Origin of the sequence: Bartonella bacilliformis KC583 (assembly GCF_000015445.1) — a bacterium.
Classification (GTDB): Bacteria; Pseudomonadota; Alphaproteobacteria; order Rhizobiales; family Rhizobiaceae; genus Bartonella; species Bartonella bacilliformis.
The window spans coordinates 326,768-342,558 of record NC_008783.1; the positions used below are offsets into that span (position 1 = coordinate 326,768).

Genomic DNA, 15,791 nt, shown 5'->3' on the forward strand with positions numbered 1-15,791 from the left:
GAGAATTTTACTCAAAATTATTGTTTCCTAAGCAGTAAAAGAACTTCATAATTTGGGTATCCGTTGACTTCTAAGCCATGGAGAAGCTGAAAATCTTTGATTGCTTTTTTGGAAGCTGTACCAATTTTACCGTCAATTTCCCCTTTATAATGACCAAGCTTAGCTAAGTGAGATTGTAATTCCATGCGCTCCTGGAAATTAATAGGCTTAAATGGCCGTTTCCAATCTTGTACTAATCCGGAGTGTCCAGCAATACGGTTAGCAAGGAGAGAAACAGCGAAAGCATAGCGATCCGCATTATTATAACGTTTCAAAACAAAGAAATTTTTTGTTACCAAAAATGCAGGTCCCTCAGGGCCATCAGGTAATTTCAGTGTTGCATATTCAGAAGGAGAAGGAAAGGGTTTTCCATTCGCATTTTGAACACCGAGTTTTGTCCATTGTGCAAAGGAAAGCTTATCATCAGGCAATTGTTTACCATGCGGTAACTTGACTTCAAATCCCCAATGAAGGCCAGGTTGCCAACCGTTCATGTGGAGAAGATTAGCAGCCGTAGCAAGCGCATCTGGAATTGATGTCCAGATATCGCAATGTCCATTTCCGTCCATGTCAACAGCATAAGCAAGATAACTGCTTGGGATAAATTGTGTATGCCCTAATGCACCAGCCCAAGATCCGGTAAGTTGAGAGCGATGAATTGCACCACTTTGGAGAATTTTCATGGCAGCGATAAGTTGCGTCCGTGCGTATTTTTCACGTTTTTTATCAGCATAGGCTAAAGTTGCAAGGGAACGAATAGCATCACGCATCATCCTCTTGTTTTCTAAGGCTTTTCCATAGTTACTTTCCATTGACCAAATGGCAAGGATGATATGACTGTTAACGCCAAAACGTTTTTCAATTTTATCGAGCCATGTTTTCCATTTTTTTGCATGATTCCGTCCTCCTACAATCGCGATATCATGAATACGATTATCAAAGTAGTTCCAAGAAGAATCAACAAACTCTGGTTGATAGGCTGCTCGCTCCAACACTTCTGGATCAATTGCCTGAACTGTTTCAAATGCCATATCGAATGTGGCTGACGAAATATTGTTAGCTAAAGCTGTTTTTTTAAATTCTTGAATCCAAATCTTAAAGCCACTGTCAGCATGTGTATGCGAGGAAAAAAGCATTAAAGAAGTAAAAACTACAAAAGCGAAACCAATGATAAGAGGTCTCCAATTTATTAATCGCCCTGAAAAAGCGAATGTACTAGGCTCTGCTTTTTGCATTTTTTATTTCCGTCAATGTTAAATTATTTTGATTGAGGTCATTTCATTTTCGTATTTGAGTTTATAGAGTATGTTGTCAAGTTAAACAGAAATTTTAAAATAAACCATTTACATTGAAAATACTCTAATCCAATTTTTCTATCCGTGTCCTTTATAATTGCAATTGAGATAGTAAAATATATCTTAATATTTTCGTTAAGATATGATGACAACATTGAGTCAAAAAATTATACCGTGAAACATCATGTCTACAATCAGGAGAGTCAGTGTGCAAAAGATTCGTAAAGCAGTCTTTCCCGTAGCGGGTCTTGGTACTCGTTTTCTTCCAGCAACAAAAACAATTCCTAAAGAAATGCTGACCATTGTTGATAAGCCTGTTATTCAATATGTAGTAGATGAAGCTCTTGAGGCTGGTATTGAGCATCTTATTTTTGTCACTGGGCGCAATAAAGCAGTGATAGAAGATTATTTTGATGCTCAAGTTGAGCTTTATGCAACACTTGCTGAGCGTAGCAAAAAAGAAGAACTGCAGCATTTACAAGATTTACAGCCGCAACCAGGGATGACATCTTTCACTCGACAACAGCAACCTTTAGGGCTTGGGCATGCTCTTTGGTGCGCACGTGAGTTGGTTGGCAAGGAACCTTTTGCCTTATTGTTACCAGACATGTTGATGCAAGCTAAAAAAGGATGCCTTTCTGAAATGATACATCTTTATGAAAAAACGCAAGGAGGAAATATCGTTGCTGTTCAGGAGTGTCATGCTGAAGATGTTCATAAATATGGTATTGTCGGCAAAGGAGAACAAATTGCGAATGGTTTTGAAATTACACAGATGGTAGAGAAACCAGAAAAAGGAACAGCTCCGTCTAATTTATACATTAATGGACGTTATATTTTGCAACCAGAAATATTTGATATTCTCTCTAGTCAAGAACGAGGAGCAGGAAATGAAATTCAGTTGACAGATGCTATGGTGCGGCTTTCAGATAAGCAGGCTTTTTTTGGTTTTCAGTTAGATGGGAAAACTTTTGATTGTGGTTCTAAAACTGGTTTTATTGAAGCCAATGTTGCATTTGCTTTAGCACGTACAGATTTGTGTCAACAAGTTTCTTCTTCATTAAAAAATTTATTGGAGACGGTAAAAGTTTAGATATGGTATTTTTAATTTCGGTTATCAAATTTGGTTACGATGACACAGTCTGTTGATATGTTAGCTTTACAATGCGCGGTTACATCAGCGCTTAAAACGATTTCTAGTGAAAAACAGGGACTTGCTGTTCTTGAAAAAGCTCTTCTTAAGAATCTTTCTCACTCTTTTAGAGAAGCTGTTCAAACTATTAGGGATGCTAAGGGTCGTGTAGTGATCACTGGGCTTGGTAAAAGTGGTCATATAGGAGCAAAAATTGCTGCAACGTTAGCTTCAACTGGGACACCTGCTTTTTTTGTACACGCTGCAGAAGCTAATCATGGTGATCTTGGTATGATTAGTTTTAGTGATGTTATTCTTGCTGTATCGTGGTCAGGTGAAACTACTGAATTAAGTGGTATTATAAATTACGCTAAGCGTTTTCGTACGCCGCTTATTGCAATAACATCGGGTGAAAACTCTACATTAGGGAGACAGGCTGACATTGTATTATTGTTACCAAAGGTAGAAGAGGCTTGTCCCCATGGGCTCGCTCCGACAACTTCAACAATTATGCAATTAGCGATGGGGGATGCATTGGCTGTTGCTCTTTTGGAAATGCGTGGCTTTACCGCGATAGATTTTAAGATTTATCACCCTGGAGGTTCTCTTGGTGCACGTCTTAAATATGTGCGTGATATTATGCATCAGGGTGATAATATTCCTTTAGTTATACAGGGCACGCTCATGACTGAAGCAATGAGTGTTTTGGTTGAAAAACGTTTTGGTTGTGTTGGTGTTGTGAATCAACAAGGTGAATTGATTGGAATTGTGACGGATGGTGATCTTGCACGCAATATTCATCGTGATTTGTCACAATTTAATGTTGATGAGATGATGACAAAGGATCCAAAAATTTTGAGTCCAGATGCACTGGTTGGTACTGCTATAGCTTTTATTCATGATCATCATATTGGTGCATTTTTTGTAGTTGAAAATAAAAAACCCGTCGGGATCGTTCATTTTCATGATCTTTTGCGTGTTGGTGCTGCTTAAATTGAAAACTGTTGCTATCAAGTAAAGTTCTTACCATCTGATAGCGGGATAGAATCAACATCGTGAATGGAGATTATCTTTATTGAAGGATCTCTAATTAAAGACTATTTTCTCCATATTAACATTTTGCAGCCTTTTTGGAGAATAGTCATGTAGATTGATATATCTTCTCTTTTTTTCAAAGGGGAAGATACATCCATCCTCTTGATAAACGCTTGATAAGATATCTTGGTTTTTATTTAAATTTTGCGGTTAAGAGAAAATTGTAAGCCATTACTTGATGTGCAGAAAAGTTGCATCGCATTGTTTGATATTGTGCAATCTGCTCGCGATATGGTTCCACGGAGAATTGAGTGTATTTCAATTTCTACATGTTGAGTATTGACATAGTTGTAAATGCCTTCTGACAATTTCTCTTCTGTATCTGCTGCCCGTGTTTCAAAAATGCCATTATGGAAAGAAGAAACGATACCGTTTGTATCAATCCACTCCCCATCAATTCCATTTGGTATATTTCTTACAAATGGGTATTGCCCATAATACTGCGAAAAACTACAAGCCGCTAGTAGCAAGGCAGTGATTGTAAGACATGAAATACTGTAGATATGTTTCATTTGTTGCACTCTATTTGTTTTTAATTTTTGTGTCAAATCACGACAATTGTCGTTAAGTTATTCTTAGTCAATATGAGACTTTTGATGAAAATCAATGAAAAAGCAAAAAGTTGGCAAAAAATACCTTAATGTTGTATTTAGTGAAGAGCTTAATAGAGTGAACACGCGGGACACAAGAGGTGAAAATATATTCTTATGGTTTGCGACGACTCTAATATTAGTATGCTTAATAATCTCAGAGGAGATTATTAAAGTCATGATTGGTCCCATTCTTATTGCGAGTGAAGACCATGGAAAACGTATAAAGCTTTCTGCTACGCTCCGAGGTTTTGGTCACCGTGTTATTGAAGCAGAAAATAGTTTACGTACGATTGATCTTTTACACAGACGTAAAAATATTGTGCTTGCGTTGCTTGATGTTGTGATGAGTGATTTAAGCGCGAGTGATGTGATTACAATGGTTAGAGCTGCTGGAGTATTTGTTCCTATTGTTGTTATTGCAAAACAAGATGATGAAGAATCACTTCAGAGAGCTTTAAGCGCTGGAGCTATGGATTATTGGATTTATCCAGTAACGCCATTGCGGTTGAGAATCACCTTGAATAATCTTTCATTGATTTCTGCTTTGAAGCGCGAAGTTCACTATACTCAGAAAAAAAATAAAAATCATTTACGGTTTTCTGATCTTCATATAAAAAGTGATGTAATCCAAGAACTTTTAGAACAAGCAAAAAGAGCTGCTAATTCCTCACAGAATCTTTTAATAGAAGGTGAAGTAGGAACTGACCGTGAAACTTTAGCTCGTGTTATTCATCATGAAAGTTTGTTTTCAGAGGGACATTTTATCCGTTTTCAATGTTTACCTATCACTGATCCGCAAGAAGAAAACCGTGTATGGTTTGAAGAATTTTTGCCATTAGTTTCTTCCTCTGAAAAGGGAACACTTTGCCTTTGTGATGTGGATCGACTTGAGCCTATACAGCAAAGGCGTTTTGCAAATTACTTTAAAGAGAGAGTAGAGGTTACAAAAAAACGAACCCCATTTTTGCGTGTTATTGCTACTTCAACATCACGGCTTATGGATTTGATTAAGGAAGACTTTTTTTTACGTAACTTGTTTGAACAATTTTCCCAATTGCATATCAGGGTTCCTTCTTTAAGAGAATTAAGGGATGCTCTTCCAGAAATTTCCCAACGCTTGATCGATCGCATTATTGTGGAAACAGGGCGATCGCATATACATGGTTTAGCGGGATCAGCTATTTCATTGCTTATGCAATATGATTGGCCTGGTAATCATAACGAACTTGAGAATTTGCTATTTCGTGCTGTTTTACTCAGTGAGGGGCCGTTATTAACGATTAAGGATTTTCCACAATTAATGGGAAATCCATTAGTGAGCACCTCAAAAGTTATTGATAGCACTGTTCAAGAGCATTATGAAGAAAAATTCATAAAATTTTTCAATATTAATGGACATGTTCGTACTTTCGCTGAGATGGAGCGCGATATTATTGAAAAGGCTGTTAAGCATTATAAGAGACGTATGAGTGAAGTTGCTCGCCATCTTAATGTAGGGCGTTCTACACTTTATCGTAAGATGGATGAATATGAAGGCAATAAGCAATTAACAACGGAGTAAGATCTATAACAGATTTTCAATTATAGAAATTAATTTTGGAAAAACATAATTTCTTTTGATGAAAAAATGGAGAATTTCTAATTTTAAAAAAGCATTATTTATTGTAAAATTTACTTATTTTTTTGGTTTAAGTTGTTTACAATTTCAGCCATATGCAATTTTATTTGATGATATCATTGTTAATGTTATTCTATAGCTTAAAGTTTTTATTGTTTCAGATAAAGCTGTTTTTGCAAATGATCGGAGCTATTTTCACGTTTTTGAGCGCTAAAGCTAGCTTGGAATCATCAATGTTGTTTTTATATTTTTGCAGCAAAAAGTAGTATTCAGCTTTAGTATTGTCATACATACTCATGGCTGTAGAATAGCTTTAAAATAGAAAGTTTATTCCTTTGACACTGCTACATATTGTTATCAGTTCTATCATATTTTTTATTATTGCTTATATATTAGCGATTTACACTTATGGCCGTTTTGTCAGAAATGCCAAGGGAAAATGTTCCTATGCATTTGATGTTAAGGAAGATGAAACCAAGCTTGATCGTATAGTGAGTCAATTGGCCAAGGAGACGAATGGATTAGGGGTTGATAAAGATGCTCTTTCACTCATTGTCAGCAATTTGGAGGCATTTGGTGCTCGTGTAGTGGGAGTAGAGCAGGCTGAACGCAGTCTTGATCTGATGTATTATATTTGGGATGATGATTTAACAGGGCGTTTATTACTTAGTGAAGTCGTAGAAGCAGCAGATCGTGGTGTGCGGGTACGTCTTCTTTTGGATGATATCAATGCTCAGGCACGTGATCCAGCTTATATTGCCCTTGATAAACATCCAAATATTGAAGTGAGAATGTTTAATCCAGGGCGATCACGTAATGGTTTTTTCCGTCGTGGCTTGGAGATTATATTACGGGCAATTACTGTGACACGCAGAATGCACAATAAAGCTTTTATTGTGGATGGGCGGATGGCTTTCATAGGAGGACGGAATATCGCAGACTCTTATTTTGATGCAAGTAAAGGGTCAAGTTTTCGTGATTTAGATCTGATGTTAATTGGTCCATCAGTCCGTACAGTCGAAACTATCTTTGATTCTTTTTGGAATAATTCTGTGGTTTTACCCATTCATACTTTGGTTATTCCAAAAAGTGCGAGCGATCTTGACAATTGGAGAGCTAAATTACGGAAGTTCCGCAATTCCAAAGCTGCAAAAATTTATCTCGATTATGTTAATGAGCATGTGAATTTTGAATATTTTCTTCAAGTAGGCAAAAAATTATTTTCAGCAGACAAAGTTAATGTGCTCTCTGATCCTCCAGAAAAAGCATTACGCAAAAAAGCAGGAAATTGGTTGATGGAGGTACTTTCACAAGTTATTGGGGAGGCTCAAAAGACGCTTCAGATTACATCGCCTTATTTTGTCCCTGGTAAGGCAGGAACACAGAATTTTAGTAATTTGGTATCAAAAGGCGTTGATGTTAAAATTCTGACTAATTCTTTAGCAGCTACAGATGTAGCAGCCGTGCATGGCGGTTATGCATCTTATCGTAAAGCATTATTGAAAAGCGGTGTTAAACTCTATGAGTTAAAGCCAGATGGAGGGACTCACCGATTGCGGTTATTTAGATCGAATAAGGCAAGTTTACATACAAAGGCTTTTTTAATTGATCATAAAACTGCTTTCATTGGGTCTTTAAATTTTGATCCTCGGTCAGCGTCTTTAAATACAGAAATGGGTGTTTTGTTTGAATGTGCACCAATTACAATGAGGTTAGATTTTCTGTTTTCTGAGGAAACGACAGGTGAAATGAGTTATCATTTGCATCTTGGTGATGATAATCGCATTTATTGGAATTTTATCAAAAACGAGAAGCAATACACTATTGATTATGAGCCAGAAAGTAATTTTGGCGTCGTGTTTTTGCAAAAATAATAAGTTGGTTACCTATTGAATCACAGTTATAAACTATTATGCCATAGGAATATTTTTCTTTCCATTTTATGTATAGGATGGCATAATCTGTCGCCAATCCAAAATTTATGAGAAACACAATTACATCTTCAAGCTGTTTTAGTGTTCTGTTATCAAGGGAATTTGGTCATGGCAAAAATTATTGAAACAAAAACCGGTATGTTGGCACTTACCTTTGATGATGTGCTTTTGCAGCCCGGTTATTCTGTCGTTATGCCTAGCCAAGTGGACCTAAAAACACGTATTGTAGCCGATATTGAGCTTAATTTACCGTTGCTTTCTGCTGCTATGGATACAGTGACAGAATCGCGTTTAGCTATTGCTATGGCTCAAGCGGGTGGCCTTGGTGTTATTCATCGTAATATGCTTTCTGAAGAGCAAGCTGAAGCGGTACGTCAGGTGAAAAAGTTTGAGTCTGGTATGGTTGTTAATCCGGTAACAATTGGGCCAGATGCTACACTTGAAGAAGCAAAGGATTTAATGCATTTTCATGGTATTTCCGGTATTCCAGTTGTTGAAAATGGTGCTAAAGGTGGAGTTGTTGGCCGACTTGTTGGTATTTTGACGAATAGAGATGTGCGCTTTGCATCAGATCCTAGACAAAAAATCCATGAATTAATGACGCATGAAAATTTGATTACAGTGCGTGAGAATGTTCAATTAGATGAAGCAAAATACCTTCTACATCATCACCGTATTGAAAAATTATTGGTTGTTGATGAACAAAATCGTTGTGTTGGTTTGGTGACAGTCAAAGATATTGAAAAGGCACAATTGCATCCAAATGCGACTAAAGATTCTCAGGGGCGTTTACGCGTTGCAGCTGCAACTACTGTAGGGGATGATGGAATTGAGAGAGCTGAACGATTAATTGATGCTGGTGTTGATGTGTTGGTGATTGATACAGCTCATGGGCATTCTCAACGCGTATTAGAAACGGTTGAGCGTATTAAAAAGATGGCGCTCTCTGTTTCTGTTATTGCTGGTAATGTGGCGACGTCACAAGCAACGCAGGCATTGATTGATCGTGGTGCGGATGCAGTAAAAGTGGGTATTGGTCCTGGTTCGATTTGTACAACACGAATTGTTTCAGGTGTTGGTGTGCCTCAGCTTTCAGCTATTATGGATGCTGCAGAAGTTGCTAATAAGGCAGGTATTCCGGTTATTGCCGATGGTGGTATAAAATCTTCGGGTGATTTTGCTAAAGCTTTAGCAGGTGGAGCTTGTGCTGCTATGATCGGTTCTTTGTTAGCAGGTACTGAAGAAAGTCCTGGTGAAGTTTATCTCTATCAAGGTCGATCTTTTAAAGCGTATCGTGGTATGGGGTCGGTTGGAGCTATGGCAAGGGGATCTGCAGATCGTTATTTTCAGGCTGAAGTTCGTGATGAGCTCAAATTGGTTCCTGAGGGTGTTGAGGGACAAGTCGCGTATAAGGGCCCTATAGCATCTGTTTTGCATCAGCTAGCTGGAGGGTTGCGTGCTTCAATGGGGTATGTTGGAGCGAAAAATTTAGCGGAGTTCCATGAAAAGGCGACATTTGTTCGTATTACCAACGCTGGCCTTTATGAAAGCCACACACATGATGTTTCTATTACGCGTGAGAGCCCAAATTATCGTGGTCCTGTGTAATTAAGATCTCCTGCATCATCATAGCAGTACAAAAAAAATCTCTCAGATTAACGGTTGTAAAAGAGTTTTTTGGTCTCTTGTCATCATTATCTCGGCTATGCGAAAGGTGTGAATGAATTGACCGGCAATTAAATTTCTTCTGATAGGTATATGATTAAATTTCTTTTAGCAGATATATTAAATAAAGAGGTTTGGTTTCCGTACTATTTTCATTTTTTGAGAGTATTATTTACGCTGTCTTTTTGGAAAGACAGCATTTTTGAACGTTTGATTTTAGTACCATCTTACCTGATTAGGCTGTTAGACATTTGTTTTTTGTATAACATGAAGAATTTTTCATAATTCTCGCATGATCATGATGGGAATAGGTGTTTTAGGGATGATGTTTTGGGTTTTAGAGCCAAAGAAAAAATTATGTATTTTGGAATGATGGAAAGCGCCCATCAGCAGCATATCAAGATTAAGTGTCTGGACGCTATGAAGGATCATTTGTTCAAAATTATCTTCTGTTTTGAGTGATTCGACGGTAAATTGAGCAGATTGTAATCGTGTTAATGTTTCGTTGAAACTGTCTTGTACGGCTTGTATTTGGTCTTCTGCCATACCTAATATAAAGGTTACATCTTTGAAAAATTCTCGTTTACAAATAAAGTCAATGGCATTCATAATCAATGGGCCACCGTCAAAAGCTATGAAAATTCTTTGAATAGGACGAAATTGGCTTGAAGCAACAAGGATTGGAAGTCTAGAGGAGCGAACAACATTTTCAAAATTGCGACCTAATTGCTTTGTATCAGATTCTGTTTGTTCACCACGTTTCCCCATGACAATAAATGATGATTGATCACCATAAATATTTAATGCATCAGAAAGATTTCCATGGCGCAGACGTGTTTCAATTTCAATTTGACTATGAGAATTGAGGTAATTTTTGGCTTTTTCCAAAGCTTCTTGCCCGATTTTTTGGGTAAAGAGCGCTTTAGCAAGGCCGATATCCTGTTGTTCTGATATCAGTGTATTTTGTATATTATCACTAGTTTGTTGGGTTTCTGGTAAGCTAATTTCCTCTTCTGCTTTATCCAAAACATACAATAACCGAATTGTTGTTTGCATAGATTTTGCAGCCCATAACGCTAGGTCACATACAGGTTTTGCATAAATTGAAGAATCAATGAGAGCAAGGATAGGTTTTGTCATTGTGTTCCCCCTTAATGTTTTTATTTTACAGAATCGCTCATAATTTTCGTTAACAGCTGCATATTAAGGAGTAATAGTTCCATTTTCCTTAAGCGTAAAATATTTTAGAGTTTCGTATTATGAGTATTCAATTTGCCATGTAGATTTTGGGTGGTCTTAAAGTTACTATTAGCAATAGTTGATGAAGCAGATCAGTGTTATTGGTAGAATGATTGACTTGCAAAGATAGAATAGGAGAAATGAATGCGATTAGGTGGGCGTTTACAGGCAGCGATAGAGGTTTTACACGAGATAGAGGTAAGGCATCGTCCTGCAGGTGACGCTTTGAGAGATTGGGGGCTTTCTCATCGTTTTGCTGGAGCAAGTGATCGTGCAGCAATTGGTACAATTGTTTACGATGCTTTAAGACGACGTTATTCGTTGCAATGGCGTATGGATAGTGACGATATTCGAGACTTAGCTTTTGGTACTTTATTAGATTTTGGTGGGATGACGATTGAACAAGTTGATAGCGTTTTAGCAGGCGATCGATTTGCACCCCAATTATTAGGCCTTAAACAGCGTCAGTCATGGCAGACACGCCAATTAGAGGATGCACCAGACTATATTCGTAGCAATGTTCCCCAATGGTGTCAAACTCATCTGTATCCTGTATTCTCTGACAATTGGGTTGTTGAAGCGGCTGCTTTGGCAACACGTCCTTCTTTAGATTTACGTGTAAACAGTTTGAAAGCAACACCAAAGAGAGTGCTTAAGGAATTAGCAAAAACACAAGTGCATTCTTTTTCATGGTTTCAACAAGCGTTAAGAATCGCGCCAACTGAACAGTTTAATCGTCATCCTAATGTCCAGGTTGAGCCCTCTTTTCAAAGAGGTCACTTCGAGATACAGGATTTGGGATCTCAAATTGTCACGCATCTTGTAGAAGCAAAAGCAAGCATGCAGTTATTGGATTATTGTGCAGGCGCTGGTGGAAAAACTTTAGCTTTGTCTTCTCATATGGGCAATCGAGGGCAGATTTATGCTTATGATTCAGACAAAATTCGTTTATCTCCTATTTTTGATCGCCTTCGGCGTGCAGGTGTTCGTAATGTACAAATACGGGGGAATATAGAAGAGTTAAAGCCCTTAATCGGGATGATGGATATAGTTTTATTAGATGCACCCTGTAGTGGCACAGGGACATGGCGTCGTCGTCCAGATTTTAAATGGCGTTTAACGCTCAAGCAAGTCCAGAAACGCCAAGCAGAGCAATGTGCTATTTTGAATCAGGGTCTCAATTATCTTAAACCAGGTGGACGTTTAGTTTACATTACATGTTCTCTTTTTTTTGATGAAAATGAAGAGCAAATTTCCAGGTTTCTGAAACAGCATTCGAATTTTCATCCAATAAATATGCGAGAGCTTTGGCAGCGGCATTTTAGTTTTTCAACTATGCAACCGATATTTTCAGACTATGGGCTCACTTTATCACCGGCAACAACGAAGACAGATGGTTTCTTTTTATCTATTTTGCAAAAGGAGCATTAATCTCTATTTTTATTCCTTTCATTGTAAATTTTATTAAAAGAGTATTTTTCTCGTGCTAATAGGCTTGTTGAAAAGAGAAGGATTGAATAATAAATCTCATTTGCCATTTTTTGCAGTTATTGGTTAGTCATTTTTATGGATACATCACATTCAGACACTGTTCTTATTATTGATTTTGGTTCACAAGTTACACAGCTGATAGCGAGGCGGGTACGTGCAATGGGTGTTTATTCCGAAATTGTTCCTTTTCAATCGGCTTTAGGGGGAATCAATCGAATAAAGCCTAAAGCTGTTATTTTATCGGGTAGCCCTTATTCAACACTTGATAATGGTTCACCACGTGCTCCGATAGAAGTTTTTGAAGCTGGCATTCCAGTTCTTGGTATTTGTTATGGTCAACAAGTTATGTGTGTTCAGCTTGGCGGAAAGGTGGAGGCTGGACATGAGCGTGAATTTGGGCGTGCTTTTTTAGAGATAAAAGAAGAGAGTGCGCTTTTTGATGGTGTGTGGGAAAAAGGATCATCTCAACAAGTTTGGATGAGTCATGGCGATCGCGTGACGGCTTTGCCGGAAGGTTTTTGTGTTATCGGAACATCAAAGGGTGCTCCTTATGCTGCCATTTCTGATGAAAAGAGAAATTTTTATGCAGTGCAGTTTCATCCTGAAGTTGTTCATACACCAGATGGTGAAAAACTTTTGCAAAATTTTGTCTGTAAAATATCTGGGATTAAAAATAATTGGTCAATGGCTGCTTATCGTGATCAGGCGATTGCTGCAATACGTGAGAAAGTTGGCAAAAATCGCGTGATTTGCGGTCTTTCCGGTGGTGTTGATTCATCCGTTACAGCTGTATTGCTTCATGAAGCAATAGGAGATCAACTGACGTGCATTTTTGTAGATCATGGGTTAATACGTAAAAATGAAGCAGAAGAAGTTCTCAAATTATTCCGTGATAATTATAATATAGAGCTTATTCACGTTAATGCTGCTGATATGTTTATCAATGCGTTGGAAGGTGAAACAGATCCAGAGAAAAAACGCAAAACAATTGGTCGTCTTTTTATTGAGGTTTTTGAAGAAGAAACTAAAAAAATAGGTGGTGCAAAGTTTTTAGCACAAGGAACGCTTTATCCAGATGTTATTGAAAGTGTTTCGGCTATTGGTGAAGCAATAACAATTAAAAGTCATCATAATGTGGGGGGATTGCCGGAACGGATGAATATGAAACTTGTGGAGCCGTTACGTGAGCTATTTAAGGATGATGTCCGCTCCTTAGGGAGGGAATTAGGTTTGCCTGAAGAGTTTATTAAACGCCATCCTTTCCCAGGACCTGGTTTAGCAATTCGGTGTCCAGGTGCGGTTACGCGTGAAAAAATAGAAATTTTGCGTGAAGCAGATGCTATTTATCTTGATGAAATCCGTAAAGCTGGGCTTTATGATAAAATTTGGCAAGCCTTTGCTATTCTTCTTCCTGTTCAAACTGTTGGTGTTATGGGGGATGGACGCACTTATGAGTTTGTTTGTGCTCTTCGTGCCGTGACATCTGTAGATGGTATGACTGCTGATTTTTATCCGCACGATATGGATTTTTTAAGCAGGACAGCAGCCCGTATTATTAATGAAGTTCGGGGCATCAATCGTGTTGTCTATGATATAACTTCAAAGCCTCCTGGCACCATTGAGTGGGAATGATGAAGTGTAAGCGTTCAAGAATGCGGAATTATCTAGAATTTTGCATTTAAATTAGTTGATAGAAAAAGAACAATTGTTTGAAAAAGATTGTTGTGGGATTTGATGGTGGTTATTCAAATCACAGCCTTATTCTATTTTAATTGATAGAATTTAAGATTCTGAAGGTATGGAATTATATATATGCTTAAGCCGAAAATTGTTGCGCATCGTGGTGGAGCTCATCTCTATTCTGAAAATACACTTTCGGCTTTTCGCCACGCAATCGCATTGGGAGTTGATGAAATTGAATGTGATGTTCATCTCCTGAAAAGTGGTGAAGTGGTTGTATTTCATGATTTTCATCTTGAACAATTGGTCGGGCAAACAGGGTATATTGACGACATGGATAATGAAATGCGCAAACAAATCCGTGTGAAGGGAAGTACTGAATCTCCCCCTTTATTAGAAGAATTACTTGACCTTTTAATGCCAACGAATGTTGCTCTTCATCTTGAAATCAAAACATGTGGTAACGTTGATCGTGAATATATTTTGTCTCAAAAAGCACTGGAATTAATTAAGGGCCGAGGTTTAGTAGACCGTGTTTCAGCCATTAGTTTTGATGCTGTTAGTTTACGCCCTTTTATAGAAGCAGGAATATCGTCAGGACCATGTATTGATTGCTTTGAAGGTGATATGTTACACTGTTTTTCTAAATGGAAAAAATTAGGGTATTCTGATCTGAGTTTAGATGGCTCAATTGTATCGCAAGATTTTATTGAATCTGCACTGGATGCTGGTTTTACTGTTGGTGTATGGACAATAAATGGGCCAGCGCGTTTATCGCATTGGCTTGATATGCCTGTGCATTACATCACAACAGACCAACCTGATCTTGCTTTACAATTGCGTTCACAGAGGTGAGAATCAGTCTATCATTTTGTTGAGATGTAATGACTATTTTAATCACAAAAAAAGAATAGACAGGCAAAGTTAGTCATTGATAAAGTTATTAGATCCCAATTTTAACTTTTTTTTGATTATGTGCGGTTCCCAGTTTTTTTGTTAAAAGTATGAAAATTTTGATGAGTGACAGTGAAGTTTAATTTTTGTCCATAATCACTCGTTAAGCGTTCCTTTATATCAACGGTAAAGAGGATATCATTCCAGCGTGTTAAAACATGACAGCCTGTACCTATAGGCCTAATGAATTCAATTTGCGTATGAAAGACAGGACCTTTATCTGGATATTCTCCTAACAAGATTGCTTCTGGTCTAAATGCTAAAATATCAGTATCTTTGCTACAAGAAAATAAATTGCCTAAGTGTTTTTCTAGAGCTTGACGATCAAGAAAATTAATAGGAGGGGAGCCAATAAAATCCGCAACAAAAATTGTTTTAGGGCAATCATAAATTTCCATTGGGGTTCCAATTTGTTCGATAGTCCCCTTATTCATAACAACCATTTTATCGGCTAATGTCATAGCTTCTAGTTGGTCATGAGTAACGTAAAGGCTGGTCGTTTTTAATGAACGCTGTAGTTTTTTAATCTCAATACACATGTGAGCACGCAATTTTGCATCAAGATTTGACAGTGGTTCATCAAAGAGAAAAACGCGTGGCTTGCGAACAATAACTCGTCCCATTGCAACACGTTGGCGTTGTCCTCCTGATAATTGTTGTGGTTTACGGTCAAGAAATGGCTCTATTTCCAAAAGTTTTGCAACATGTGCAATACGCTTATTAATGTCTTCTTTGGGCGTTTTACGATTTTTGAGACCATATTCCAGGTTTCCACGTACTGTCATATGTGGATAAAGTGCATAATTTTGAAAGACCATAGCAATATCACGGTCTGCTGGTTCACGATTATTGATAAGCTCATTATCAATATAGAGTTCACCTGAGGTGACTTTTTCAAGTCCAGCAATGATGCGTAATAAGGTTGATTTTCCACATCCTGAAGGGCCAACAATGACAAGAAATTCGCCATCGGCAACAGTTAAGTTTAGATCATTAATAACAAAAATGTCATTGTCATATTGCTTTTTTATATTCAATAACTGGATTGTAGCCACC

At 37.7% G+C, this 15,791-nt stretch carries 11 protein-coding genes and 1 pseudogene; 8 read left to right on the forward strand and 4 right to left on the reverse strand.

Going from position 1 to position 15,791, the window contains the following annotated elements:
• Positions 1 to 17: 17 nt before the first annotated feature.
• Positions 18 to 1,274, reverse strand: coding sequence for a lytic murein transglycosylase (locus BARBAKC583_RS01605; RefSeq protein WP_005766267.1), 1,257 nt, complete (start codon positions 1,272 to 1,274; stop codon positions 18 to 20).
• A 268-nt stretch (positions 1,275 to 1,542) separates the two neighbouring features.
• Here BARBAKC583_RS01605 and galU point away from each other — a divergent pair, with 268 nt between their 5' ends.
• Both galU and BARBAKC583_RS01615 read left to right on the forward strand, forming a co-directional pair.
• Complete coding sequence (galU, locus tag BARBAKC583_RS01610) at positions 1,543 to 2,427, forward strand: UTP--glucose-1-phosphate uridylyltransferase GalU (RefSeq protein WP_005766269.1); 885 nt, start codon at positions 1,543 to 1,545, stop codon at positions 2,425 to 2,427.
• Between the two features lie 39 nt (positions 2,428 to 2,466).
• The gene (locus tag BARBAKC583_RS01615) at positions 2,467 to 3,459 is read left to right on the forward strand and encodes a KpsF/GutQ family sugar-phosphate isomerase (RefSeq protein WP_005766272.1); all 993 of its coding nucleotides are present in this window, start codon (positions 2,467 to 2,469) and stop codon (positions 3,457 to 3,459) included.
• Between the two features lie 239 nt (positions 3,460 to 3,698).
• Here the strand turns inward: BARBAKC583_RS01615 and omp10 are convergent, their stop codons facing one another.
• Positions 3,699 to 4,073, reverse strand: a complete 375-nt coding sequence (gene omp10, locus BARBAKC583_RS01620; protein ID WP_005766273.1) for an outer membrane lipoprotein Omp10 — start codon at positions 4,071 to 4,073, stop codon at positions 3,699 to 3,701.
• Between the two features lie 256 nt (positions 4,074 to 4,329).
• On the opposite strand from omp10, the gene BARBAKC583_RS01625 reads away from it, so the two are divergent.
• The 3 genes and pseudogenes from BARBAKC583_RS01625 (at position 4,330) to guaB (ending at position 9,314) form a co-directional block, all read left to right on the forward strand.
• A complete protein-coding gene (locus BARBAKC583_RS01625; RefSeq protein ID WP_005766275.1) occupies positions 4,330 to 5,715 on the forward strand; it encodes a sigma-54-dependent transcriptional regulator in 1,386 nt (461 codons plus the stop codon).
• Positions 5,716 to 6,107: 392 nt separating this feature from the next.
• Positions 6,108 to 7,678, forward strand: a pseudogene (locus BARBAKC583_RS01630) (phospholipase D-like domain-containing protein).
• 136 nt (positions 7,679 to 7,814) lie between these two features.
• The gene (guaB, locus tag BARBAKC583_RS01635; protein ID WP_005766280.1) at positions 7,815 to 9,314 is read left to right on the forward strand and encodes an IMP dehydrogenase; all 1,500 of its coding nucleotides are present in this window, start codon (positions 7,815 to 7,817) and stop codon (positions 9,312 to 9,314) included.
• Between the two features lie 336 nt (positions 9,315 to 9,650).
• On the opposite strand, the gene BARBAKC583_RS01640 is transcribed toward guaB, so the two are convergent.
• Positions 9,651 to 10,511 carry a universal stress protein gene (locus BARBAKC583_RS01640; protein ID WP_005766282.1) on the reverse strand — a complete coding sequence of 287 codons (861 nt, stop codon included), beginning with the start codon at positions 10,509 to 10,511 and terminating at the stop codon, positions 9,651 to 9,653.
• Between the two features lie 243 nt (positions 10,512 to 10,754).
• On the opposite strand from BARBAKC583_RS01640, the gene BARBAKC583_RS01645 reads away from it, so the two are divergent.
• The 3 genes from BARBAKC583_RS01645 (at position 10,755) to BARBAKC583_RS01655 (ending at position 14,636) form a co-directional block, all read left to right on the forward strand.
• Entirely contained in the window at positions 10,755 to 12,041 is a 1,287-nt protein-coding gene (locus BARBAKC583_RS01645) for an RsmB/NOP family class I SAM-dependent RNA methyltransferase (protein ID WP_005766284.1), read from the forward strand.
• Positions 12,042 to 12,176: 135 nt separating this feature from the next.
• Entirely contained in the window at positions 12,177 to 13,733 is a 1,557-nt protein-coding gene (guaA, locus tag BARBAKC583_RS01650) for a glutamine-hydrolyzing GMP synthase (protein WP_005766286.1), read from the forward strand.
• Between the two features lie 180 nt (positions 13,734 to 13,913).
• Entirely contained in the window at positions 13,914 to 14,636 is a 723-nt protein-coding gene (locus BARBAKC583_RS01655) for a glycerophosphodiester phosphodiesterase (RefSeq protein WP_005766289.1), read from the forward strand.
• A 116-nt stretch (positions 14,637 to 14,752) separates the two neighbouring features.
• Here the strand turns inward: BARBAKC583_RS01655 and BARBAKC583_RS01660 are convergent, their stop codons facing one another.
• Complete coding sequence (locus BARBAKC583_RS01660; RefSeq protein WP_005766292.1) at positions 14,753 to 15,790, reverse strand: sn-glycerol-3-phosphate import ATP-binding protein UgpC; 1,038 nt, start codon at positions 15,788 to 15,790, stop codon at positions 14,753 to 14,755.
• Position 15,791: the final 1 nt, after the last annotated feature.